This window comes from Sphingopyxis sp. UBA6723 (genome assembly GCF_002454115.1).
Classification (GTDB): domain Bacteria; phylum Pseudomonadota; class Alphaproteobacteria; order Sphingomonadales; family Sphingomonadaceae; genus Sphingopyxis.
Map to the genome: position 1 here is coordinate 84,959 of NZ_DKIH01000010.1, position 22,440 is coordinate 107,398.

A 22,440-nucleotide genomic window follows, 5' to 3' on the forward strand; every position below is an offset into this window, starting at 1 on the left:
CCAAAATGCCCAAATTGAAGACCAAGAGCGGTGTGAAGAAACGCTTCAAATTCACCGCCTCGGGCAAGGTGAAGCACGGCGTTGCCGGCAAGCGTCACCGCCTGATTTCGCACAATTCCAAATATATCCGCACCAACCGCGGCACCAGCGTGCTGAGCGATTCGGATGTGGCCCATGTGCGCCTCTGGGCGCCCTACGGCCTGAAGTAAGGAGCGCTAAGGCATGTCACGCATCAAACGCGGCGTCACCACGCGCGCCAAGCACAAACGCGTATTGGAACAGGCGAAGGGCTATTACGGCCGTCGCAAGAACACCATTCGTGTCGCCAAGCAGGCGGTCGAAAAGGCTGGCCAATACGCCTATCGCGACCGCAAGGTTAAGAAGCGCAATTTCCGCGGCCTGTGGATCCAGCGCATCAACGCCGCGGTTCGCGCCGAAGGCCTGACCTATTCGCAGTTCATGCACGGCGTGAAGCTGGCCGGGATTGATCTCGACCGGAAAATCATGGCCGACCTGGCGATGAACGAAGCAACGGTATTCACCACGATCATCGCCCAGGCGAAAGCGGCGCTGCCCAAGGCAGCCTGACGCTTTTCAGCTACGCGACAAGAAACAAGGGCGGTCCCGATGGGGCCGCCCTTTTTCGTTGGAGCTTGCGGTTTGGGATGGCGGGTTGTGCGGACAAGCCGTTCGTTAAATCCCGTTCGTGTCGAGCGAAGTCGAGACACCCATAGGTAGCGCACGCCTTTGGGGTGTCTCGACTTCGCTCGACACGAACGGAAATAGAGGACGATCCGCCCCTCCCCCAAAGCCGACACTGCATCCTAGCGCTAAACGAAGAAGCGGCGCGAAGCTCTCGCTCCGCGCCGCTTCGACAATGGCTCCAGTGAGAAACCATCGCCCCCCCGCCCGTTCCGAAAAGCCGTGGGTCGCAGAAAGCTGCCGGCCGGGTGAAGTTCTCAAGAGGTTGCCCGCTGGACGACACCCCAAATCAAGGTCGGCGCAACTATGGAAGCAGCGACGCGCAGAAAATTGTACAAACCCGACAAGAAACGACGTCAAAATGTTGTTTTTCGTCGTTAATGCTCGTTAGGGGAGAGGGATGCCTGAACGCAGCGCGCCCCAGCCTGAATCATCCGACGTTCGGATCGCCACTCGCTTTTTCGGGGTATCGTCAGCGCTGCGACCCTATCTCAGCACCATCTATCTGACCGAAGTATCGGTCCCGGCGGGCACCCGCGTTGGCGACTATCTCCATCCCGAATGGGCGAACTTGCGCTTCATCGAGGGCGAGACACCGCTGGCGTCGGTCGCCGGCGCTCCTGCGGTCGCGACGCCGCATTTCGTCGCCACCGGCCCGACCAGCACCGCGACCTATTTCGCCTCCGGCAACATGCGCGCCTGGGGGATTGGGATCGTACCGCTGGGCTGGGCGAAGTTCATCCCGCTGCCCGCCGACGATCTGGCTGACCGCTTTTGCGACGGCGCCACGCACCCCGCCTTTGCCGCGATCGCACCGCTGGGGGAGGCCTTGCGCGGGGTCAACGACATCGAAGCAGCCGCGGCGATGATCGACGATCATTTCTGCACGATGCTCAACGATGCCCCGCCCGACGATCCGATGATCCTTGCCGCGCATCGCGCGCTGGTGGACGATGACCTTTCGACCGTCGCCGACTTGTCGGAAAAACTGGGGCTATCCGAACGCTCGATCGAGCGACTGAGCCACCGCGCCTTCGGTTTTTCGCCCAAGCTTCTGCTCCGCCGCCAGCGTTTCCTGCGCTCGCTGGCGCGCTTCATGCTCGACCCGTCGATGGCGTGGATCGATACGATGGATCATAATTATTACGACCAGGCCCAATTCACCCGTGACTTTGCCAAATTCATGGGGATGAGCCCGCGCGAATATGCCGCGCGCCCCAAGCCGATCCTGGGCGCCGCCGCCAAAGCGCGCGCCGCCGCGGCGGGCGCCGCGGTGCAAGGACTGCACAAGCCCGCCGGTTGACCCCCGGGGCTTGACCCACAGGTCGCCTTCGGTGCAAGCGGCGGCGCGGCTTCTGGTCGCCGCTGCAGGACAAATGACGATGAGCGATATTCAGGCCATCCAGGCCCGGTTGGTGGACGACATAGCAGCGGCGAGCGATCTCGATACGCTCGAAGCGCTGCGCGTCGCCGCGCTGGGCAAAGCAGGCGGCATCACGGCATTGCTCAAATCGCTGGGCGGTATGACCCCCGACGAGCGGCAGGCGCAGGGACCGCAGATTCATGCACTCCGCGAAGCCGTCACCGCCGCGCTTGCCGACCGCAAGGCCGCGCTGGACGCCGCCGCGCTCGACATCAAGCTCGCGGCCGAAGCGATCGACATGTCGCTACCCGCCGACACCGCGCCGAAGGGCAGCGTCCACCCGGTCAGCCAGGTGATGGACGAACTCGCCGAAATCTTTGCCGACATGGGCTTTGCCGTCGCGACCGGGCCCGAGATCGAGGACGATTGGCACAATTTCACCGCGCTCAACATTCCCGAAACGCATCCGGCGCGGGCGATGCATGATACTTTTTATTTTCCGGAAGTTGGCGAAGGTGCCGCGCAGCGTATGTTGCTGCGGACGCACACATCGCCGGTGCAAATTAGGACGATGATGTCGGAAGCGCCTCCGATCAGGATCATAGCTCCCGGCCGCGTCTATCGCAGCGACAGCGACGCGACGCACACGCCGATGTTTCACCAGGTCGAAGGTCTCGTCATCGACCGCGGCATCCATATGGGGCATCTGAAGTGGACGCTCGAAACCTTCCTGAAGGCCTATTTCGAGCGCGACGACATCGTGCTGCGGCTGCGCCCGAGCTATTTCCCCTTCACCGAACCGTCGGCGGAAGTGGACGTCGGGTACAAACAGGAAAAGGGCCGCCGGATCGTCGGCGGGCACGGCGATGATGATGGCCATGCGTGGATGGAGCTGCTCGGCAGCGGGATGGTCAACCGTCGCGTCATTGCCAATTGCGGGCTCGATCCCGACGAATGGCAGGGCTTTGCCTTCGGGGTCGGGGTCGACCGGCTCGCGATGCTGAAATATGGCATGGATGACCTGCGCGCCTTTTTCGACGGCGACCTCCGGTGGCTCAGCCATTACGGGTTCGGCGCGCTGAGTGTCCCGACGCTGAGCGGAGGGATTTCGGCATGAAGATCACCCTCGACTGGCTCAAAGAGCATCTGGAAACATCGGCGAGCGTCAGCGATGTCGTCGATACCCTCAACCGCATCGGCCACGAAGTCGAAGGCGTCGAGAACCCCGCCGACAAGCTCAAGGGCTTTCGTGTGGCCAAGGTACTGACCGCCGAGAAACATCCGCAGGCCGACAAATTGCAGGTGCTCACCGTCGATACCGGCGACGGCGGCGCGCCGCTGACCGTCGTGTGCGGCGCGCCGAATGCGCGCGCGGGCCTCGTCGGCGTACTCGGCCTGCCCGGTGCGGTGGTGCCTGCGAACGGGATGGAACTGAAGGTCGCCGCGGTGCGCGGGGTCGAATCGAACGGCATGATGTGCTCGTCGCGCGAGCTGGAGCTGGGCGACGATCATGACGGGATCATCGAGCTGCCCGACGACGCCCCCGTCGGCACCCCCTTCGCCGACTATAGCGGCGCGGGCGATCCGGTGATCGACATTTCGATCACCCCGAACCGGCAGGATTGCATGGGCGTGCGCGGCATCGCGCGCGACCTGGCCGCCGCGGGGCTGGGCACGCTGAAGCCGCTCGCCGTTCCGACGATCGCGGGCGAAGGCGCCCCCGCGACCGAAATCGCTACCCTCGATCCCGAAGGCTGCCCCGCTTTCTATGGCCGCACGATCAGCGGCGTCACCAACGGCACCGCCCCCGAATGGATGCGCCGCCGATTGGAAGCGGTCGGGCAGCGCTCGATTTCGGCGCTTGTCGACATCAGCAATTATGTGATGTTCGACCTCGGCCGCCCCAGCCATATCTATGACCGTGCCAAGCTGACCGGGCCGCTCGTCGCGCGCCGCGCCAAAACGGGCGAGACGGTCACTGCATTGAACGGCAAGGATTACTCGCTCACCGACACGATGACGGTGATCGCCGACGACTGCGGCGTCCACGACATCGCGGGGATCATGGGCGGCGAGCATAGCGGGTGCAGCGAGACGACGAGCGACGTGCTGATCGAGGTCGCTTACTTCACCCCCGAACGCATCGCGCTGACCGGACAGGCGCTGGCGCTGACCAGCGACGCGCGCAGCCGCTTTGAGCGCGGGGTCGATCCGGCGTTCCTCGACGACGCGACCGCGATCGTCACCGCGCATGTGCTGGCGATCTGCGGCGGCACCCCCTCGACCGTCACCCGCGCCGGAACGCCGCCCGCCGAGGTCAAGACGGTCGATTACGACCCGGCGCTGTCGGCGACGCTCGGCGGCATCGCGATCGCGCCCGAGCGGCAGCAAGAGATTTTGGCTGCGCTGGGCTTTACCATCATCGAACAGGGCGGCCGCTGGCAGGTCGCGGTGCCGAGCTGGCGCCGCGACATCGACGGCGCTCCCGATCTGGTCGAGGAAGTCACGCGCATCACCGGTTTCGACGCAATCGCATCGGTGGCGTTGCCGCGCGTGGACGGCGTCGCCAAACCGACCGCGACCCCCGAACAGATGCTCGAACGCCGCATGCGCCGCGCCGCAGCAGCGGCGGGTTTCCACGAAGCGGTGACCTGGTCGTTCATCAGCGACCGCGACGCGGCGCCGTTCGGCGGCGGCGACTGGTCGCTCGCCAATCCGATCAGCGAAGATTTGAAGGTCATGCGCCCGTCGCTGCTCCCCGGCCTGCTCGCCGCGGCGCAGCGCAACCAGAACCGCGGCGCGGATAGCATCCGCCTGTTCGAAATCGGGCGGCGCTATCTGGCCGATGCCGAGCATCCGACGCTCGCGATCCTGATGGCGGGCGACAACCGCGCGCGCGGTTGGCAGGCGGGCAAAGCGGCGCCGTTCGACGCGTTCGACGCCAAGACCGTAGCGCTGGCGCTGCTCGAAGCCGCGGGCGCCCCCGCCGACCGCTTGCAGGTGATGGACGCGGTCGCCGAGGGCAGCATCTGGCACCCCGGCCAGTCGGCGACGCTGCGGCTCGGCCCCAAAGCGGTCCTCGCCGAGTTCGGCGCGCTCCACCCGCTGCTGACGCGCCATTTCGACGTCGACGGCCCGGTGATGGCGGTGCAGATCTTCCTCGACGCCATTCCCGCCAAGCGCGCCAGCGGCCCGGCGCGCGCGGCGTTCACCCCGCCCGCGCTGCAATCGGTGCGCCGCGACTTTGCGTTCCTGGCCCCGACCAGCCTGACCGCCGCCGATCTGGTGCGCGCGATCCGCGGCGCCGACAAGGCGAGTATCGTCGATGCCCGCCTGTTCGACCGCTTCACCGGCCAGGGTGTGCCCGAGGGTCAGGTGAGCCTGGCGGTCGAGGTCGAATTGCAGCCGGTCGAGAAAAGCTTCACCGACGCCGAGCTGAAAGCGATCGCCGACAAGGTCGTTGCCGCCGCGGCGAAGTTCGGAGCGGTGCTGCGCGGGTAGGTCGCTCCGCCGGGCGCGTCGCGGCAGCGTCAAATCGATAGGTGATCGGGTCATAGCGGACTATCGTGTATCGGATCGGCGCCCTGGCGGTGCCGCCGAGCGGAGTTCCGCCTATGCGCATCACGATCTTTGCCCCCGGCAAGGTGCACCTGCTGGAGATCGCTGGCGTGCGCGACGCGCTGTTTGAGGCAAATTGCAAAATGGGGCCTGGCCGCGCCTATCGCGTCCTGCTGGTGACCGAACAGGGCATCGCCGAGGAAAGCGCTTCGGGCGTAACCTATGTCCCCGACGCGGGGATCGCCGATGCGATCCAAGCCTGTGACACGCTGATCGTCGTCGGACCCTATGGCCTTCCCACCCGTCCGAGCGACGACGTTATAAGGTGGCTGCGCAAGCAGGCGCTGAGTTCGCGGCGCTACGGCTCGACCTGCACGGGCGCCTTCCTGCTGGCGCAGGCCGGGCTGTTGTCGGGACGCCGCGCGACAACGCACTGGCAATATGCCGAACGCCTGGCGTCCGACTTTCCCGACATCCGGGTCGAACCGGACCGTATCTTCGTTCGCGATGGCCCCGTGTTCAGTTCCGCCGGGGTTACCGCGGCCATCGACCTCGCCTTTTCGCTGATCGAAGAGGATCATGGCCGCGCGCTGGCGCTGTGGGTGGCACGCCGGTTGGTCGTCTTTCTGAAGCGACCCGGCGGGCAGTCGCAATTCAGCGAGGCCTTGACCTCGCAGGCGGTGGGCACCGGCCCGATCGATCGGGTCAGGTTGCACATCCTGGAAAGCCCGCGCGCGGATCTGGGCCTCGAGGCGTTGGCCGACGTCGCCAGCGTCAGTCCCCGCCATCTTTCGCGACTGTTTCGGGCGGGGTTAGGCATGAACCCGGCCGCCTATGTCGAATTGACCCGGGTCGATATGGCCCGGCACCTGCTGGAAAACAGCAGTGCGCCGATCAAGGCGATTGCCCACGCCGCCGGTTTCGGATCGACCACCACGCTCCGACGAGCCTTTTTGCGCATCATCGGCGTCACCCCGGTCGATTATCGCCAGCGCTTTCAGACCACCGAGTCGCGGGATACGCGCGCGGACGAAAGTGACTCTGTTTTGTCCTGAACTGTCGCACGGCCGCCGTTGAAGCCTTGGCAGCGGTGCCGCATCGTCATCCCGGGAGATGACGATGCGACTAGCCCCTGACCTGCGTAGAGAAGCGATTACCGAAAAACGGCTGAGCGAGAGGATGGGGCTGGGTCCGCCGCGAACACCACCACTGCCGGACCGGATCAGCAGGTCGCGCCATAGATGACGAGCTGCGTGGACGGACGCAGGCTGATCGTATGTTTGACGCTTCCCGGTGAACAGTCGCAGATCAACGCGACGCTGGCCGTTCAGGTCGTCGCCACGCGCCCGATCGACCGGGTTCGGCTTCACATCCTCGAAAATCCTTGCCTGAACCTGGGGCTTACGGCGCTGGCCGATATAGTCGGGGTCAGCCCCCGCCATCTGTCGCGCCTGTTTCGCGCCGAGCTGGGAATCAGCCCGATCGCCTATGTCGAATGGACCCGGATCGATATCGCCCGGCGCCTGCTCGAAGAATGCTCGCTGCCGATCAAGGCGATCTCGCATGCGGTCGGCTTCGGATCGACCGCGACGCTCCGGCGGGCGTTCCAGCGCCGGATCGGCGTCTCTCCGCTGGAATATCGTCTGCGATTTCAGGCGGCAGGATCGTCAGAAGAAAGGAAAGACTAAACTGCTGCCATTTTGTCCTGAAATGCTGCCCAGCCGACGTTGAAGCGCCGGTCAAGGAGCCGCATCCTCATATCCGGAGGCCATGACATGCGACTTGATCCCGCCGCGTATCGCGCGGTTCAAAAATGGAAAAATACGTTGGCTTCGCCGACGTGCAGGGCACGACCACGCCATGACGCTTGAAATCGAGCCGGGCCGCCGCCCGGTCGGCAATGCCGGGGCATTCACTCCGGCGCGGTGGCCCCGGTTGGCGCGGCGCCCGAGCGAACCGGCGGGACTTTCTGTCGCCTCCTTGCTCGCGCTTGACCATATCAGCGACGGTGTCCTGGTCGCCGACGTACGGCAGCGGGGACAGCCGATCGTCCAGGTGAACCCGGCATTCGAGGCGATCACCGGCTATACGGCGGCCGAGGCGATCGGCAAGAATTGCCGCTATCTGCAGGGCAACGACCGGCTTCAGCCCGAGATCGCCGAAATGCGGGCCGCGCTGGCCGAAGGTCGCGAATGTTCGGTGACGCTGCGCAACTATCGCCGCGACGGGACGATGTTCCGCAACGCACTTCGCTTGGTGCCTTTTCGCAGTGGCGGAGGACCGGTAACACATTTTGTCGGGATCATCCGCGATGTGACGCATGCGCCCGGCATCGATCGCCTGACCGGCCTGCTCGATCGCTATGGCCTGCTCGACCGGCTCGCCGCGATCGACGTCCCGGCAACTTCCCCGGTGCTGCTGGTCAAGCTCGACATCCTGCGGTTTCACGATGTCAACAACGGGTTCGGTTACGACGTCGGCGACGCGCTGCTGCGTTCGGTAGCGACGCGCCTCGCGACCCTCACGGCCGCGGCGATCGCCCGCGTCGGGACGAACAGTTTCACGCTCGCCTTCGAACTCGGCGATGTCGAACATGCGGGGAGCATCGTCGATGACATTCTCGCGCTGTTACGGCCTCGTTTCGTCCTGCCCGGCGCGTCGATTGCGGTCCAGTTCGCCGCCGGCTTTGCGCTCGGCTGCCCCGGTCTCGATCCGCTCCAGCTAGTTCGCCAAGCCGGCGCGGCGTTGCAGCGATCGAAGGCGATGCCCGGTCATCCGCCACATCCCTATGCCGCGGCGGACGAACGCGATGCGCACAATCGCATCCGGCTGGCGAGCGACCTGCAGACCGCCGTTGCGAACCAGGAACTGCTGTTCCATTATCAGCCCCAGGTCGATCTCGGCTCGGGCGACATCGTCGGCGCCGAAGCGCTGCTGCGATGGGACCATGGAGCATTCGGGCTGCAACAGCCCGGCCGCTTCATCGGCGTTGCCGAAGAAACCGGCGCCATTCTCGACATCGGCGCCTGGGGTCTGCGCACGCTTGCGGCCTATGCGGTCAAGGTCAACCGCCACCGCCGCGCGCCGATCCGCTTTTCGTTCAACGTGTCGGTCGTCGAGTTCACGCGGCGCGACATGGTGGCTTTTGTCGAGCAGGTGCTGGGCGAGACAGGTTGCCGGGCCGAATGGCTGACGCTGGAGCTGACCGAGAATCTGATGGTCCCCGAGCCCGAAGCGATCCGCCGCACGTTCGAAAATCTGCGGCGCCTGGGCGTCGGAATCTCGATCGACGACTTCGGCACCGGCTATTCCAATCTGCGCTATCTGGAAAGCTTCCCGCTCAGCGAGATCAAGGTCGATCGCAGCTTCGTGCATGACGTCGCGCATAGCGCGGCCAAGCGGGTGATCGCCGAGAGCATCGTCAAGCTCGGCGCGGCGCTGGACATTCGCGTCGTCGCCGAAGGGATCGAGACCGAGGCCGAGCGCGCCATCATGCGGACGCTCGGCTGTTCGGTGGGCCAAGGCTTTCTCTTTGCCACGCCCATGGATACTTTGGCTTTCCAGCGGCTGCTCGACGACGGGCTGGCCTTGCGCGAGGGATGGGACGCACGCCGCCTTTTGACGATGCTCGACGGCGATAGCACTTAGACCCGCCCGATGAAATTTGGGTTGCATGGTTGGTCCCTTGCGACCCAATAGATGCCCCGGCGCCCCACCGCCGGGGCATCGCCATGTCCGATGACGGGATCGACGCGCTGCGCTGCGTCGGGCGTCAGTCCAGTCCTGCCACCTCCGCCATCCGGGACGTGGTGTCGGCCCATAGCCGCGCGACGATGGTGGCCGCTGCGCCGGTGTCCGCAATCAGCCCCGCCGCTTCGCCCACGATGACCGGCGCAACGGCTGTATCGCCGTGCCGGGCCGCGGCTTCGATCGTGTCGGGCGCGGCATCGATCTGGCGTTTCAGCCCGTCGGGGTCGTCCACCCAGCGGTCGAAGAAGCGGTTGCGCAGAGTACGGATCGTCCAATCCGCAGGCCAGGCGCGGCGGCGGGCGATGTCGAAGACGCGGCCCTTGACCGTATGGTCGCCGGTCGCCGCGAGCAGCGCCGCCCGGCCGGCGGCGTGGGCCAGCGATTCGTCGGCGGCATAGAAAGCCGTCCCGCACAGCGCGCCGCTGGCCCCGAGCATGAAGGCGGCGGCAATGCCGCGGCCGTCGGCAATGCCGCCCGCCGCGACCACCGGGATGGCGCCGACGGCATCGACGACTTCGGGGACCAGCGCCATCGTGCCGCGCGTCCCGCCGTGCCCCCCCGCCTCGCCGCCCTGGGCGACGATGACGGCGGCGCCCTCGGCGGCGGCAAGGCGCGCGTCGGCCACGGTCTGGACCTGGACGATCAGCGGCACCCCGGCCCGGGCGATCGCGGCGGCGAAGGGCGCGACGTCGCCGAACGACAGCAGGATGGCGGCGGGCCGATGGTCGAGAGCGACCGCCAGCAGGTCAGGCGACTGCGCCAGCGCCCAGGTGATGAAGCCCACCCCGACGCGCGCATCGCCGGCGATGGCAAGCTCGCGTTCGAGCCACGCGCGGTCGCCGTAACCGCCGCCGACCAGCCCGAGCCCGCCGCCGCGCGACACCGCAGCGGCGAGCGCGCCCCCGGCGATGCCCGCCATCGGTGCCGACAGGATCGGTACCGTCAGCGGCAGGCATTGGGCAAGCGGCCCAGCGAGCCGCGCGGCGCGGTCCACAGGTCAGCCGTCCGCAGCGGCTGCCGCGGCTGCGGCGCGATATTCGGTCACGGGCAGGCCGCCGATCCCCCAATCCTCCATCGCCACTTCGTCGATGACGACGAAAGTGGTCGCGGGTTTCTTGTCGAGCACGCGCACGAGCAGGTCGGTGACGCCGGCGATCAGTTCCGCTTTCTGTTCGGCGGTCGCGCCTTCGCGCGTGATCTTGATATTGACGTAGGGCATGGCGTTCTCCTCAGGCAGCGCGCTCGATGATCTGGAATATCTTCGCGATGATCCTCCATTCGCCCTCAACCCGGACGAGGGTCAAGAGGTCGACGAAATCGCGCGCGCCAATCGAGCAGCGGACGCGCGCCAGGGCGGTGTTATCGCCCGCAAGCTCGATCGCGTCGATATGGTCGCGACGCTCCTCCCCGCGCGAAGCCGGCGATTCGCGCGCCGCGACGACGGGGAAGTAGACGTCCATGGTGCGATGCAGGAACGGCGTTTCATCGGCGGTGGCGTAAATCGCCGCCGGATGAAAGACGCGTTCCAGCCGGTTGACGTCGCAATGATAGAGCGCGTCGAAATAGTCCTGCAGGACGGCACCGATTGCCTGGAATGCGTCGCTCATGCCGCCCCCTCGGCAGGTGCGAGCCCTTCGGCCACCAGTGCGGCGCGGACCGCGGGACGATCACGGATGCGCGCGACATAGGCAGCGACGCCGGGCCACGGTGCCAGATCGAGACCGATGAAACCGCTCCAGCTGAGCACCACGAACAGATAGGCGTCGGCGACGGTGAAGCTGTCACCGACGATGAAGGCGCGGCCGTCGGACAGCGCCTGCTCGACATCGCCGATGCGGCGGTCGCGCATCGCCTGCGCGCGTTCCAGCGCCTCGCCGGTAAGCTCGCGCCCGCTGAACCAAGGGCTGAACGCCTTGTGCAGTTCGGAGGAGGTGAAGTTCAGCCATTCCTGCAGGCGGACGCGGCCGATGGTGCCCGGCGCTGGCGCGAGCGACGGCACGCCGCGGTCGGCGATATATTGCAGGATGGCGGGATTTTCGGTGATGACGGTGTCGGGCTCAACCGCCAGCGCGGGAACATAGCCTTTGGGATTGACGGTGCGGAAGTCGACGCCCCGATCGGTCTGGCCCGTGGCCATGTCGACCTTGGACGCCTCGAACGGCAGGTTGAGCTCGATCAGCGCGATCCGCGACGCCAGCGAGCAGGCGCCGGGCATGAAATATAGCAGCATGACATGTCCTTTCAGAGGGGGAGAGCGGTGTTCCGGCGAGCTAGGCTTGTCGGTTTCCGATATCAATATGGTAACCAATGGATACCTTGTTTTCAGGTTTCCCTGTGGTAACCTGGCGCCATGAGCCTGAAAGTCCGCAAAAGCCGCGCCATGCCGCCGCCCGCGCCGTGCGAGCTCACCGAATGCATGGCGATCATCGCCGGTGCATGGGCGCCGAACGTCATCTGGCAGCTGCGCGCGGGGCCGCGGCGCTTCAGCGAGCTGCGCGTCGACATTCCGCCCGTGTCGGCAAAAATATTGTCGCAGCGGCTGAAGGAGTTGGAACAGCGCGGCGTGGTGTCGCGCACTGTCCAGCCGACGAGCCCGCCGTCGGTGGACTATGCGCTGACGCCGCTAGGGGCGGAGCTGATCCCGGCGCTGATCGCGATCGTCGAAGTCGGTCACCGGCTTAAGGGTGCCCGGGGCGGGGATCAGGCGACCTAAGCGGCCACGGCCTCTTCGCTGCGGCACGCCGCCGCTTCCAGCAAGCCGCGTTTCTTGATTGACCGGGGGCCGCGGGCTTGCGCCCTCCCCGTGGGAGCGGGCCTTGGCCCGCTCCCCTTCCTTTGGTGCCGGCCGCTGGCAGCTGGTCAGCTTTTGAGACGACGGCGGCATCAAGCGGACCATGACATCGCGACGCTAACGGCCATCAAGCTTTGATTCGGCGCGTTCGGGGAAGGCCTTGCTGACCTTGCCGAGGCGATAATCGCCTTAGGTCCCGATTGGGCATGAAGGTCGATATCATCCCAGCGCGCCTCGCCGGTCGTCGCCGACGCTGCAATCGGTAACGGTTCAACGGGCGGGACAAAGTTGGGATCGAAAAAGAGCGGAAAGGAATAGCGGGAAACGCCCGCGCGGTTAACGACGCGGTGCGACTGTACCAGACGCAGTCGTTCACGAACTTTCGCGACGGGGGAACCATGCGTACCAGGCTCAGCATCTGCAAAAAGAAGCAGTCCTATCGATCGGGCGAGGAAGCGCTCGCAGCCGCGCAGCGCGCCGACATCCCGCTCCGCCCCTATCGCTGCGACCGCTGCCGACTATTCCATTTGACGAGCCGCACCAAAGGCAAGCTGGTGCTGCGACGCGGCGCCCGCCCCCCTAAGACAGTTTTTTGAAGGTGAGCTCGGGAAAACCCTCCGCCGCCGATTGGTCCAGCGCGTCATAATAGAGGTTGGCGCCGCCGAAATAGATCAGCACGCGCGCACCTTTGTCGTCGCGATTGGCGCCCATCATCCAGGAATTGACCTTGTCGCCTTCGGCCATCAGCGTCTGACCATGGATGTTCGCAGTCGCGGCGGTCCATTCCTGCTCCGCCTCTTCACGCGGCTCGAACACATCCAGCCCCTCGCGTTCCATCTTCGCGACGCAGCGCGAGATCCAGATCGCATTCTGCTCGATCGACGTCGGCAGGTTGGCGAACGGCGCCTGCGGACCGGTGACGACAAACATGTTGGGGAAACCAGCGACGCACACCCCCATGATCGACGACGATTGCACCTGCCATTTTTCGCGCAGCGTCTGGCCGCCTTCGCCGCGGATCGGAAAGGCTTCGAGCGCGCCGGTATAGGCCTTGAAGCCCGTCGCCAACACGATGATGTCGAATTCATAATCGTTCAGCGTGGTGCGCACCCCGGTCTCGGTGATCTCGACCAGCGGTTCGCGCTTCTTGATGTCAACCAGATGCACATTGTCGCGATTGAAGGCTTCGAAATAGCCGTGATCGAGCGGCGGGCGCTTGGCGAACAGAGGATAATCGTCGAAGCTCGGCGTCAGCAGGTCGGCGAGCGCGGGGTCCTTGACCCGTTCGCGCATCTTGGCAGCGATGAAGTCGCCCGCCATCCGATTGGCTTCGGGACTGGCGAGCAGGTCATCGAAGGTTTCGAAAACCCAGCGGAAACTGCCGGTCCAGTTTTCCTCAAAGATGCGCTGCCGTTCCTCGGGCGGCGTGTCGATCACGTTGCGTCCGACCGGGCTGTCGAACGCCATGCCGAACACATGATTGCGGCACTTGGCGACAATCGCCGGGTAGTTGTCCTTGATCTCCTTTTCCCACTCGGGCGTCATCTCTTTCTGCATGGCAGGCAGGACATAATTGGGGGTGCGCTGAAACACCGTCACGCTGCCTGCGGTTTCCGCCACGACGGGCAGCATCTGCACGGTGGTCGCGCCCGCGCCAATAATGCCGACCTTCTTGCCCGCATAATCCAGCCCTTCGTGCGGCCAGCGCGAGGAATGAAATATCGGTCCCTTGAAGCGGTCCATGCCGGGGATGTTTGGAATCATCGGTTCCGAAATCATCCCCATCCCGCTGATGAAATATTTGCAGCGATAAACGTCGCCGTCGACGGTTTTGACCTGCCAGCAGCCAAGCGATTCCAGATACTCCGCCTCGACAATTTCGGTGTTGAACTGGATGTGCGGCCACATGTCGCATTTGTCGGCGACGAACCGCATGTAATTTTGCGTCTCCTCGCGGCCCGGATAGCGCTTCGACCACGACCATTCCTGCAGCAACTCTGGCGAAAAGGTAAGGCAGTAATAATAGCTTTCGCTATCGGTGGCCGCGCCCGGGTAACGGTTCCAGGTCCAGGTGCCGCCAATGTCCGATGCGCGGTCGAACACGCGGACGTTGAGCCCCTCCTTGCGCAGATAATGGATCAGCGCCAGCCCGGCAAAACCGGCGCCGATGACGATCGCGTCATAGTCTAGGGCGGGTCGGCCTGCGCGATTTTCGGCAGTCACGCTGGCATCTGCGTTCGTCGTCGTCATCATACTCTCCAATATCCTGACGGCACCTTGGCTGGCGCCCGCCATTTTCCGTCAAAGCGTCTATTCGGTGACCACGCGATCGGGATCGGCGACCCCGATCTCGGCGAGAATTTGTGTGCGATCGGAATCGCGCTGCCACATCCGGGGGGCGACGACCCGGGTGCCGGCAAAGCGCGGCGCTGGATGCGGCTGTATCCAGCCATCGGCCTCCAAATAGCTGCCCCTCGCCCGGTTGTGATCGTGCATCGGCGCCTCGGCCATCGTCAGCACTTCGGTGTAACAGCAGTCGCGATGCAACAATTGATCGGTCCAGCTCGCCCGCGGGGCCGACGCGAAAATTTCGGCCAGCCGCGCCTTCATCGCGGGCCATCGCGCGTGATCGTGCTGCGCGGCAAACAGCGGGTCGCCGACCAGGCCCAGCGCCTCCACCAGCCGCGCGTAAAATTGCGCCTCGATCGCGCCGATCGCGACGAAGCCTCCGTCGGCGCAGGCATAGCAGGCGTAAAAGGGCGCGCCCCCGTCGAGTAGGTTCTGGCCGCGTCCCTTGTCCCACATCCCATTGTGCGTCAGCGACCACATGCCGGCCATCAACGCCGCCGATCCCTCGGCCATGCTGCAATCAATCACCCGCCCCTCGCCGCTCTGCCGCGCCGCGAGCAGCGCCGCCACAAAGCCGAAGGCCAGCATCATGCCGCCGCCGCCATAGTCGCCGATCAGGTTCAGCGGCGGCGGTGGCGGCGTACCATCCGACCCCAGCGCGCCTAGGCAGCCGTTGATCGAGATATAATTGAGGTCGTGGCCCGCCTTGTCGGACAAGGGGCCATCCTGCCCCCAACCGGTCATCCGCCCATACACCAGCGCCGGATTGCGCTGCATCAGGATGTCGGGACCAAGCCCCAGTCGCTCGACGACGCCGGGCCGGAACCCTTCGATCAGGCCGTCGGCGGTTTCGACCAGCCTGGCCACGATCTCGACCGCCTCGGGCTGCTTCAGGTCGAGTGTGATCGAGCGCCGCGAACGCAGCAGCACATCGCGCCGCTGATCCTGCGCCAGCGGGTCGCTGCCGCCGGGTCGGTCGATCCGGATGACCTCCGCGCCATGGTCGGCGAGCATCATGGCGCAGAAGGGCGCGGGGCCGATCCCCGCCAGTTCGATTACGCGCACTCCGTCGAGCACCGGTCGCAATAGACCGCCGTCGATGCGATCCGGGCCTGTCATCCGTTCTGCTTTTCGAAAATGCGAGATTCCGGCCAGCGCCAAGCAGCCCGCATCGGTGCCAGCACGGCGGCCAAATGGCTCCACATGCTCCGCAGCCGCGGCGGATCGACAGCCTTTGCCAAGCCAACTCTCCCACATTTCAGGGTGCCGTCATCGGCATCTCACTATTTACTTGCTAGCGTCTAGCAAATATAAAATCAAGCACAAAAACTGGCATGTAAGCTGTTGGTTTTGTCGATTTTATTGCGATCTGAAACAGAGAATCAGTACGGGATTCCAAAGGCTTTCGCGGTCGAACGGCGAAAGGCTTCGAACTGTTTTGGCAGGTCGACGCTGTCGGACGCGACAAGCCATTGATAGATCGTCCCAAAGATGAAGCTGCAGAAGCCGAAAGCGTAGCATTCGGCGTCGACCCCTGCGTCGATCTCGCCGCTGGCGATGCCCTCCTCGACCCAATGGGCGACATCGCGGCGATAAATCTCATGATAGGCGGCAAGATGGTCGCGCACGTCATTGTGCGAGCTGATCGATTCAAACCACAGGATATACATTGCCTGCATGTAACCGGAGTGGCTCGCCAGAAAGCCCTCGACCGCGCGCAAGGCGGCCAGACACGCTTGGGCACCGCCGCGCGTCCCGACCTTGTTCGCCAGTTCGCGCGTCCAGCTGGTGTTGAAGTGCAGCACCAACTGGCCAAACAATGCGTCCTTCGATCCGAAACGGCTCGACGCCAAGCCGCGCGAATAACCGGCCCGCTCGCCCACTTCCTTCAGCGTGGTCGCGTGCGTTCCCTGCTCGATAATTAACTGCATCGCCGCGTCGAACATCCGCGCGTCCGACAGCGCGGTGCGTTCGGCCTGTGTGCGGCGAACGGCGCGCGGCTTGGCGCGAACCTTGGCGGGCGTGGGATGGACCTCCGTCACCTCACGCAGCGAGGCCTTGCCTTTCATCGACGACGGCGCGTTCATGAAAATTCATCAATCCTTTCAAAAGCCGTTTTGCCCGTCGCGACGGCCGCGCGCAGCGCCTGCTTGTCAATCTTGCCGACGCTGGTCAATGGCAGCGTGTCGGCATGCGCCCAATATTCGGGAATCCAGAAGCGCGCGACCTGCCCCTGCAAGGCCGATCGCAGACGCGCGAAATCGGGGGGAATGCCGTGGGGCGTGGTAACGATCGCCAGCGGTCTTTCCTCCCAGCGCGGATCGGCAACGCCGATCACCGCGGCAAGATCGACGCCGGGCAGACTGGCAACATGGTTCTCCAGCTCGGCCGAAGGAATCCATTCGCCGCCCGACTTGATCAGATCCTTCAGCCGGTCGGTGACCTGGACATAGCCGCGCGCGTCGATCGTCCCGGCATCGCCGGTGTCGAGCCAGCCGTCGTCGGTCAGCACACCCGCGCCCGCGCCGCGGTGATAGCCGCGCGCGATCCATGCGCCGCGCAGCTGCAACCGCCCGACGCTCTTGCCATCTTCGGCGACCGGCTTGCCCTGATCGTCAACCAGCCGCACCCGGACCCCGGCAACCGGACGCCCGCTTTTGGCGCGCAAATGGCGCGCCTCTTCGGGCGCAACATCGGCGGGGGGATGCGACAGGACGCACAGCGGGCTGGTCTCGGTCATGCCCCAGCCCTGGATCAACGGTATGGCCCAGCGGCGCTCGACATCAGCGATCAGCCCTTCCGAAACCGCCGATCCGCCCGCCACGATGACACGGAAGCTGGTCATATCCACCGGGTCAGCAGCGTCGGCGCGCAACAGGTCGTTGAGGATGGTCGGCACGGTCGCGGTAAAGGTCGGCGCGGTGGCGCGGATCATCTGGCGAATGGACTGGGGCTGTAAATGCGGACCCGGCAGCACGAAATCGGCGCCCGCGAGCCAACCCGAATAGGGCAGCCCCCACGCATTGGCATGAAACATCGGCGGCAGCAGCAGGATCGTGTCGCGGTCGCTGAGGGCAAAGGCGTTGGCGGCCATCGACGCGAGGCTGTGGAGGAATATCGTGCGGTGCGAATAAACGACGCCCTTGGGATCGCCCGTCGTTCCCGACGTGTAACAGGTTGCCGCGGCGGCGGTTTCGTCCACGTCCGGAAAATCGGCGATCGGCCCGTGATCGGCAATGAACGCCTCATAAGCGGCCCAGGGCTTCGCAAGCCCCGACAGCCCTTCGGTGTCCCCAGTGACAATGATTTGCGCCAATGTTTCCAGCGAATTGATCTGCGGAACCAACCCAGCCAGCAAGCTGCCGTCGGCGATCAGGAAAGCGTCTTCGGCATCGGCCATGATGTAACGCAGCTGATCGGGATGCAGCCGCAGGTTGAGCGTGTGGAGCACCCCGCCCATCGCCGGGACCGCCAGATAGGCCTCAAAATGGGCAAAATCATTCCAGCTGAGCGTTGCGACGCGGGTGTTTGTCCCAACGCCCGCGGCCCGCAACGCCGCGGCAAGACGGCGCGCGCGCTCGGCCGTCTCCGCATAGCTGCGCCATGTCACCTGCTCGCCGTCGAACAGCCCGATGCGGCTGGCCGCGTGGATATGTTCGCCGTGCGCAAAGATCGTCGCGGTGCCCAGCGGCTCGTGCATCATGGTCGCGTCCATCACGCCATCCCCTCGCGCGCCGCGATCCGCCATGCCGCGTCGAGCAGCGCCGGGACATCCTGCTCAAGCCCGCGCTCATACGCCCCGTCGACTTGCCCTTCGCGAAACAGCACATAAGCGCCCTCGACGATCGCCGCGAGGCGCCAGAGCGCGAAAGCCTGAAAATAGCCGAGATGATCGATTGAAAGACCCGTCGCACGCGTCCAGCGCTGCGCCAGACCGGTGCCGTCGATCACGCCGGGTACGTTCGACACGCGCTGGACGAAGCCGAAACCGAGCGGCAGGCTTTCATCGCGGTTCCACATTGCAGTGACCAGCCCGACATCGACCAGCGGATCGGCCAGCGTCGCCATTTCCCAATCGAGGATCGCCCTGACTTCCGGCACAACGGGATCCATCAGCACATTGTCGAGGTGATAGTCGCAGTGGACGATACGCACCGCTTCGGGCGGCGGCGCATTCGCCGCAAGCCAGGCGCCGAGCGTTTCGATCAGCGGCAGATCGCGCACCGCGTGCGCCGATCGCACCGCGCGCCAGCGCTCGATCTGGCGCACAACAAACGTCCGCGCCTTGTCGGCATCGCCAAGTTCAGCGGGGACCGGCGCGATCGCGTGAACGCTGGCGAGCGCGTCGATCAGCGCGTGACCGACCGCGTCGAGCGTATCGACACTGTCCGGATAGGCGGATGGCAGCGTATCGGTGATCGCCGTCCCGCTCACAAAGCGGGTCAGCGAAAACGGCGCGCCGAGCACCGCGAGATCGTCGCAGAAGAGGATCGGCTCGGCCACCGGCGCCTTGCCCGCGATCGCCGAGATGAAACGAAATTCGCGCGCGATGCCTGCACCGGCAAGGTCCGACACCGTGTCGGCGGGCGGATGGCGCAGAACCATGGGACCGCTCGCCGTTTCCACGAGGCTCGTAACATTGGCGTTACCGCCGGTCAGCGGTCGGACGATGCGCGCGTTGGCAATCCCGGCTTGACGGTCCAGCCAGCGGGCGAACCGCTCGGCCGGATCGCTCACAATCTGCACAGCAGGCCGCCGTCGTTCGAGATGATCGAACCGGTCATATAGGGCGACCCCGCGACCCACCAGACGACATCGGCCAGCTCCTCGGCCGTGCCTTCGCGACCGAGCGGAATGCTGGCCACCAGCTTGGCCTTGGCGCGCGCCGGTATCCCCGCCGTCATTTCGGTCGAAATCATGCCCGGGATGACCAGATTGACCCGCAGACCGCGCCGCGCCAGCTCGACCGCCAGCACTTGCGTCAGCCCGGCCAGTCCGGCTTTTGACGCTCCATAAGCGGCGTCGCCGGCAAAGCCGCGCAGCCCGACGACCGCGCCGATATTCACGATCGATCCCCCTTCACCCATATGTGGCAAGACGGCGCGAACGAAGTTGAGAGGGCCTGACAGGTTGGTATCGAGCACCGCCTGCCAATCATCCTGCGACAGCGAGCCAAGCAAACCGCCGCGATGAAGACCGGCATTGTTGATCAGGACATCGATGCCGCCCCATTGTTCGGCAACCCGCGCGCATGCGTCGGTGACCGATGCCGGATCGGTCACGTCGGCGACCAGCCCGATGGCCTCGCCGCCGATCGCCTTCGCCTGGACATCAATGTTGTCACCCCGCGCAATCAGGGCAACGCGGTCCCCCCTGCTGGCGGCCAGCCGAGCGATCGCGAGGCCCAGGCCTCGCGATGCTCCGGTGACCACCCATCGGCGTGACTCAGGTGTCGACGATGTCGTCATCCCGGCCCTGCTCAGAAGGCCTGGGTCAGGGCAATGCCCCACGTCCGCCGCGGCCGCGGCGCGGCGTAGCTCCAAACGCCCTGCACGTCATAGCCGATCGTCCAACCCTTTTCGTTCGCCAGATTCTTGCCGAACAGGCTGACCGTCGTCTGGTTGAACCGCGCGTTGATCGACGCGTCGACCAGATATTGGCCGCTGTTGCGCAGGTTCGGGTTGTTGAGGAAGGTGATCTCGTGCCCCCCGATATAATGAACATCACCCGCAATCCATGCCGACGCATTGCTGCCGATGTCGGCCTCGTAAATCCCGCCCAGGCTCCAGGTCCATTTCGGCGCTCGGCGGATCTTCAGGAACGAGGCATCGACGGGGGTGCCGGTGCTGTAGATGTCGCCGAAGAAATCCTTATATTTCGCATCGAGATAGCCCATGTTACCGCTGAGCGTGAAACCATCGAAGAGGCGCGCGGTCAGGTCGAGTTCAACCCCCTTGAACTCCGCCGAAGAAGCGTTGATCGTGCGGTTCTCGCGGCCCGTCGATGTGCCGGGCGCCGGAACGTCCAGATCCTGCTGCATATCCTTGTATTTCATCAGGAACGCCGCGCCGTTCAGGCGCACGCGCCCGCCAGCGAACTCGGTCTTGAAACCGGCCTCGTAATTGTCGAGCGTTTCGGGATCATAGGGGATCGTCGCCGCGCCAAGCGTTGCGGGGCGTCCGTTGAATCCGCCACCGCGATAGCCGCGCGACCACAAGGCATAGACCATCGCTTCGTCGGTCAGTTCGTAGCGGAGCGAAACACGCGGGGTGAATTTCTTCCAGCTCTCCTTGACCGGAGCGGCCATGACAATCGAACCCGGAAGCGTTGCAATCGGGTTCGCTTCGACCGTGGTGCCATAGATTAAGACCGGCAGATCGTTGACGATGCTGGACTTCTTGTCCTTCGTATAACGCGCGCCGACGGTCAGCGTCAGCTTGTCGAACAGTTCGTAGTCGCCTTCGCCATAAATCGCCCACGACTTGTTCGTCTGCGTCACGTCCTGCGCGCTGGTCAGCAGCGGCGGTCCAGCAAAGCCGATATAGTTTTTGAGATTGATCGTATAACGCGAATCCCAGAAATAGGCGCCAAGCACGAAGCTCAGCGGACCAGTTCCGCCCTTCGTCAGGCGCAGCTCATTAGTCGTCTGGCGCCAGCGCGCAGGCCGGTCGGTGTGATAAAGCGTCTGCGGTCCGGCGTCGAAATCCTGGTTGATTTCCTCGTCGGTTTTCAGCCAGCCGAAAATATAATCGACCTGCATGTCGGATCCGACGTCATAGGTCGCCTTGGCGATCGCCATGTCGAGCTTGAACGTCGCATTGCGCTCCAGCCGCCCGTCCGAAACGCTGACATAGCGATCGCCTGAAGTCGGCTCGCCCGGCGACGGCGAGCATTGCGCGTAAGCGACGCAGAACAGGTCGGTCGGCCGGTTGACCGCTAACAGCTGCGGCGGATCCTGCCGTGTTTTCTGATGGTCGTAACTCAGCTGGATGTCGAGATTGTCGGTCGGCTCGAACAGCAACGCAGCCGACAAGGCATAGAATTTCGAGCGCTGGCCGGGCTGGTCCTGAACGCGGTTATAGATATAGCCGTCGGACTTTTCATAAGCGCCGCTGACCTTGACCGCGACATTCTCGGACAATCCGGTGCTGGCAACGCCTTCGATCTTCCAGGTGTCGAACCGCCCATAAGTCAGCCGCGCCTTGCCGGTCAGGTCATAGGTCGGGCGCGAACGGGCGAGGTTGATAACGCCGCCGGTGGCATTGCGCCCAAACAGCGTCCCTTGCGGGCCACGCAGCACTTCGACCCGGTCGATGTCGATTGCTTTCAGCAAGCTACCCGAGCTTTGACCGATATACACATCGTCGAACACCACGCCGACCGCCGGATCGACCGATTTTTCGACATCGGCGACACCGATACCGCGAATGTAGACGGCGGCCACGCCGCCCGGCCCCTGCTGGGTATCGTCGATGACAATGTTGGGCGAGGAATCGGCGAAGTCGCGGACGTCGGAATCGAAACGCCGGTCGAGCTCGCCGGCCGACAGCGCGCTGATCGACGCCGGCACGTCCTGCATGCTTTCTTCGCGCTTGCGCGCGGTAACGACAATTTCTTCGAGTCCGCCCGACGATGCCGCCGAGGTCTCGCCGCTCGCGTCCTGCGCGCTCGCGGCCGATGCCGGACAGATTATCATTGCAGCGGTAGCGAGCAGGCTCGCGGTTTTGACGCGATCGGTCATGATCATTTCTCTCCCATCGACGGGCGTATGATTTTCTCGCGAATGCGGTGTGCATCTGTTGCGAGTCACGCTCCGAGGACAGATTGACGCACTTGCTTGCTTTCGACAAGCAAATTTTATTCAGCGCCAGTGATGGTTACGCCAATGTCAATCTATCCATATGATTCATCTGTATTTTAAATGGTA

Annotated in this window: 20 protein-coding genes; 9 read left to right on the forward strand and 11 right to left on the reverse strand. The window is 64.7% G+C overall.

Annotated elements, in window-relative coordinates:
* The first annotated feature begins 5 nt into the window (after positions 1–5).
* The 8 genes from rpmI (at position 6) to B4F07_RS08945 (ending at position 9,271) form a co-directional block, all read left to right on the forward strand.
* The gene (gene rpmI / locus B4F07_RS08910) at positions 6–209 is read left to right on the forward strand and encodes a 50S ribosomal protein L35 (RefSeq protein ID WP_106000796.1); all 204 of its coding nucleotides are present in this window, start codon (positions 6–8) and stop codon (positions 207–209) included.
* Between the two features lie 13 nt (positions 210–222).
* A complete protein-coding gene (gene rplT / locus B4F07_RS08915; RefSeq protein ID WP_293701417.1) occupies positions 223–588 on the forward strand; it encodes a 50S ribosomal protein L20 in 366 nt (121 codons plus the stop codon).
* A 514-nt stretch (positions 589–1,102) separates the two neighbouring features.
* Positions 1,103–2,005, forward strand: a complete 903-nt coding sequence (locus B4F07_RS08920) for a helix-turn-helix domain-containing protein (RefSeq protein ID WP_293701414.1) — start codon at positions 1,103–1,105, stop codon at positions 2,003–2,005.
* Positions 2,006–2,084: 79 nt separating this feature from the next.
* Positions 2,085–3,182 (forward strand): phenylalanine--tRNA ligase subunit alpha, encoded by a 1,098-nt coding sequence (pheS, locus tag B4F07_RS08925; protein WP_293701412.1) that lies wholly within the window; start codon positions 2,085–2,087, stop codon positions 3,180–3,182.
* A complete protein-coding gene (gene pheT, locus B4F07_RS08930; RefSeq protein ID WP_293701409.1) occupies positions 3,179–5,566 on the forward strand; it encodes a phenylalanine--tRNA ligase subunit beta in 2,388 nt (795 codons plus the stop codon). Before pheS ends, pheT begins: the two co-directional genes overlap by 4 nt.
* A 113-nt stretch (positions 5,567–5,679) precedes the next feature.
* Complete coding sequence (locus B4F07_RS08935) at positions 5,680–6,678, forward strand: GlxA family transcriptional regulator (RefSeq protein ID WP_293701407.1); 999 nt, start codon at positions 5,680–5,682, stop codon at positions 6,676–6,678.
* A 225-nt stretch (positions 6,679–6,903) separates the two neighbouring features.
* On the forward strand, positions 6,904–7,311 hold the full coding sequence (locus B4F07_RS08940) for a helix-turn-helix domain-containing protein (protein WP_293701404.1): 408 nt from the start codon (positions 6,904–6,906) through the stop codon (positions 7,309–7,311).
* Between the two features lie 172 nt (positions 7,312–7,483).
* Positions 7,484–9,271, forward strand: a complete 1,788-nt coding sequence (locus B4F07_RS08945; RefSeq protein WP_293701401.1) for a putative bifunctional diguanylate cyclase/phosphodiesterase — start codon at positions 7,484–7,486, stop codon at positions 9,269–9,271.
* Positions 9,272–9,395: 124 nt separating this feature from the next.
* On the opposite strand, the gene B4F07_RS08950 is transcribed toward B4F07_RS08945, so the two are convergent.
* From B4F07_RS08950 to B4F07_RS08965, 4 genes are read right to left on the reverse strand one after another with little or no spacing between them, the layout of a single operon-like run.
* Positions 9,396–10,367 carry an NAD(P)H-dependent flavin oxidoreductase gene (locus tag B4F07_RS08950; protein ID WP_293701398.1) on the reverse strand — a complete coding sequence of 324 codons (972 nt, stop codon included), beginning with the start codon at positions 10,365–10,367 and terminating at the stop codon, positions 9,396–9,398.
* Between the two features lie 3 nt (positions 10,368–10,370).
* On the reverse strand, positions 10,371–10,592 hold the full coding sequence (locus B4F07_RS08955) for a tautomerase family protein (RefSeq protein WP_293701395.1): 222 nt from the start codon (positions 10,590–10,592) through the stop codon (positions 10,371–10,373).
* A 10-nt stretch (positions 10,593–10,602) separates the two neighbouring features.
* On the reverse strand, positions 10,603–10,980 hold the full coding sequence (locus B4F07_RS08960; protein ID WP_293701392.1) for a nuclear transport factor 2 family protein: 378 nt from the start codon (positions 10,978–10,980) through the stop codon (positions 10,603–10,605).
* A complete protein-coding gene (locus B4F07_RS08965) occupies positions 10,977–11,603 on the reverse strand; it encodes a glutathione S-transferase C-terminal domain-containing protein (RefSeq protein WP_293701389.1) in 627 nt (208 codons plus the stop codon). Before B4F07_RS08965 ends, B4F07_RS08960 begins: the two co-directional genes overlap by 4 nt.
* A gap of 120 nt (positions 11,604–11,723) precedes the next feature.
* On the opposite strand from B4F07_RS08965, the gene B4F07_RS08970 reads away from it, so the two are divergent.
* Complete coding sequence (locus B4F07_RS08970; RefSeq protein WP_293701386.1) at positions 11,724–12,086, forward strand: winged helix-turn-helix transcriptional regulator; 363 nt, start codon at positions 11,724–11,726, stop codon at positions 12,084–12,086.
* A 657-nt stretch (positions 12,087–12,743) separates the two neighbouring features.
* On the opposite strand, the gene B4F07_RS08980 is transcribed toward B4F07_RS08970, so the two are convergent.
* From B4F07_RS08980 to B4F07_RS09010, 7 genes are all read right to left on the reverse strand, one after another.
* Positions 12,744–14,417 (reverse strand): flavin-containing monooxygenase, encoded by a 1,674-nt coding sequence (locus B4F07_RS08980; RefSeq protein WP_293701380.1) that lies wholly within the window; start codon positions 14,415–14,417, stop codon positions 12,744–12,746.
* A gap of 57 nt (positions 14,418–14,474) precedes the next feature.
* A complete protein-coding gene (locus B4F07_RS08985) occupies positions 14,475–15,632 on the reverse strand; it encodes a CaiB/BaiF CoA transferase family protein (protein WP_293701377.1) in 1,158 nt (385 codons plus the stop codon).
* A 263-nt stretch (positions 15,633–15,895) separates the two neighbouring features.
* Positions 15,896–16,600, reverse strand: a complete 705-nt coding sequence (locus B4F07_RS08990) for a TetR/AcrR family transcriptional regulator (RefSeq protein WP_293701375.1) — start codon at positions 16,598–16,600, stop codon at positions 15,896–15,898.
* Complete coding sequence (locus B4F07_RS08995; protein WP_293701825.1) at positions 16,597–18,228, reverse strand: long-chain-fatty-acid--CoA ligase; 1,632 nt, start codon at positions 18,226–18,228, stop codon at positions 16,597–16,599. The genes B4F07_RS08990 and B4F07_RS08995 overlap by 4 nt, the downstream gene beginning before the upstream one ends.
* A complete protein-coding gene (locus B4F07_RS09000; RefSeq protein ID WP_293701374.1) occupies positions 18,228–19,259 on the reverse strand; it encodes a phosphotransferase family protein in 1,032 nt (343 codons plus the stop codon). The genes B4F07_RS08995 and B4F07_RS09000 overlap by 1 nt, the downstream gene beginning before the upstream one ends.
* Complete coding sequence (locus B4F07_RS09005) at positions 19,247–19,945, reverse strand: SDR family NAD(P)-dependent oxidoreductase (protein ID WP_293704731.1); 699 nt, start codon at positions 19,943–19,945, stop codon at positions 19,247–19,249. Before B4F07_RS09005 ends, B4F07_RS09000 begins: the two co-directional genes overlap by 13 nt.
* Before the next feature lie 47 nt (positions 19,946–19,992).
* On the reverse strand, positions 19,993–22,254 hold the full coding sequence (locus B4F07_RS09010) for a TonB-dependent receptor (protein ID WP_293701369.1): 2,262 nt from the start codon (positions 22,252–22,254) through the stop codon (positions 19,993–19,995).
* Positions 22,255–22,440: the final 186 nt, after the last annotated feature.

What these genes read in the sequence shown, in the direction of transcription:
- B4F07_RS08985 (WP_293701377.1), bottom strand. Translation starts at nt 15,632, where the DNA reads ATGACAGGCCCGGATCGCATCGACGGCGGTCTATTGCGACCGGTGCTC.
- B4F07_RS08960 (WP_293701392.1), bottom strand. Translation starts at nt 10,980, where the DNA reads ATGAGCGACGCATTCCAGGCAATCGGTGCCGTCCTGCAGGACTATTTC.
- B4F07_RS08970 (WP_293701386.1), top strand. Translation starts at nt 11,724, where the DNA reads ATGAGCCTGAAAGTCCGCAAAAGCCGCGCCATGCCGCCGCCCGCGCCG.
- B4F07_RS08995 (WP_293701825.1), bottom strand. Translation starts at nt 18,228, where the DNA reads ATGGACGCGACCATGATGCACGAGCCGCTGGGCACCGCGACGATCTTT.
- rplT (WP_293701417.1), top strand. Translation starts at nt 223, where the DNA reads ATGTCACGCATCAAACGCGGCGTCACCACGCGCGCCAAGCACAAACGC.
- B4F07_RS08965 (WP_293701389.1), bottom strand. Translation starts at nt 11,603, where the DNA reads ATGCTGCTATATTTCATGCCCGGCGCCTGCTCGCTGGCGTCGCGGATC.
- B4F07_RS08955 (WP_293701395.1), bottom strand. Translation starts at nt 10,592, where the DNA reads ATGCCCTACGTCAATATCAAGATCACGCGCGAAGGCGCGACCGCCGAA.
- rpmI (WP_106000796.1), top strand. Translation starts at nt 6, where the DNA reads ATGCCCAAATTGAAGACCAAGAGCGGTGTGAAGAAACGCTTCAAATTC.
- pheS (WP_293701412.1), top strand. Translation starts at nt 2,085, where the DNA reads ATGAGCGATATTCAGGCCATCCAGGCCCGGTTGGTGGACGACATAGCA.
- B4F07_RS08945 (WP_293701401.1), top strand. Translation starts at nt 7,484, where the DNA reads ATGACGCTTGAAATCGAGCCGGGCCGCCGCCCGGTCGGCAATGCCGGG.
- B4F07_RS09010 (WP_293701369.1), bottom strand. Translation starts at nt 22,254, where the DNA reads ATGACCGATCGCGTCAAAACCGCGAGCCTGCTCGCTACCGCTGCAATG.
- B4F07_RS08990 (WP_293701375.1), bottom strand. Translation starts at nt 16,600, where the DNA reads ATGAACGCGCCGTCGTCGATGAAAGGCAAGGCCTCGCTGCGTGAGGTG.
- B4F07_RS08935 (WP_293701407.1), top strand. Translation starts at nt 5,680, where the DNA reads ATGCGCATCACGATCTTTGCCCCCGGCAAGGTGCACCTGCTGGAGATC.
- B4F07_RS08980 (WP_293701380.1), bottom strand. Translation starts at nt 14,417, where the DNA reads ATGATGACGACGACGAACGCAGATGCCAGCGTGACTGCCGAAAATCGC.
- B4F07_RS08920 (WP_293701414.1), top strand. Translation starts at nt 1,103, where the DNA reads ATGCCTGAACGCAGCGCGCCCCAGCCTGAATCATCCGACGTTCGGATC.
- pheT (WP_293701409.1), top strand. Translation starts at nt 3,179, where the DNA reads ATGAAGATCACCCTCGACTGGCTCAAAGAGCATCTGGAAACATCGGCG.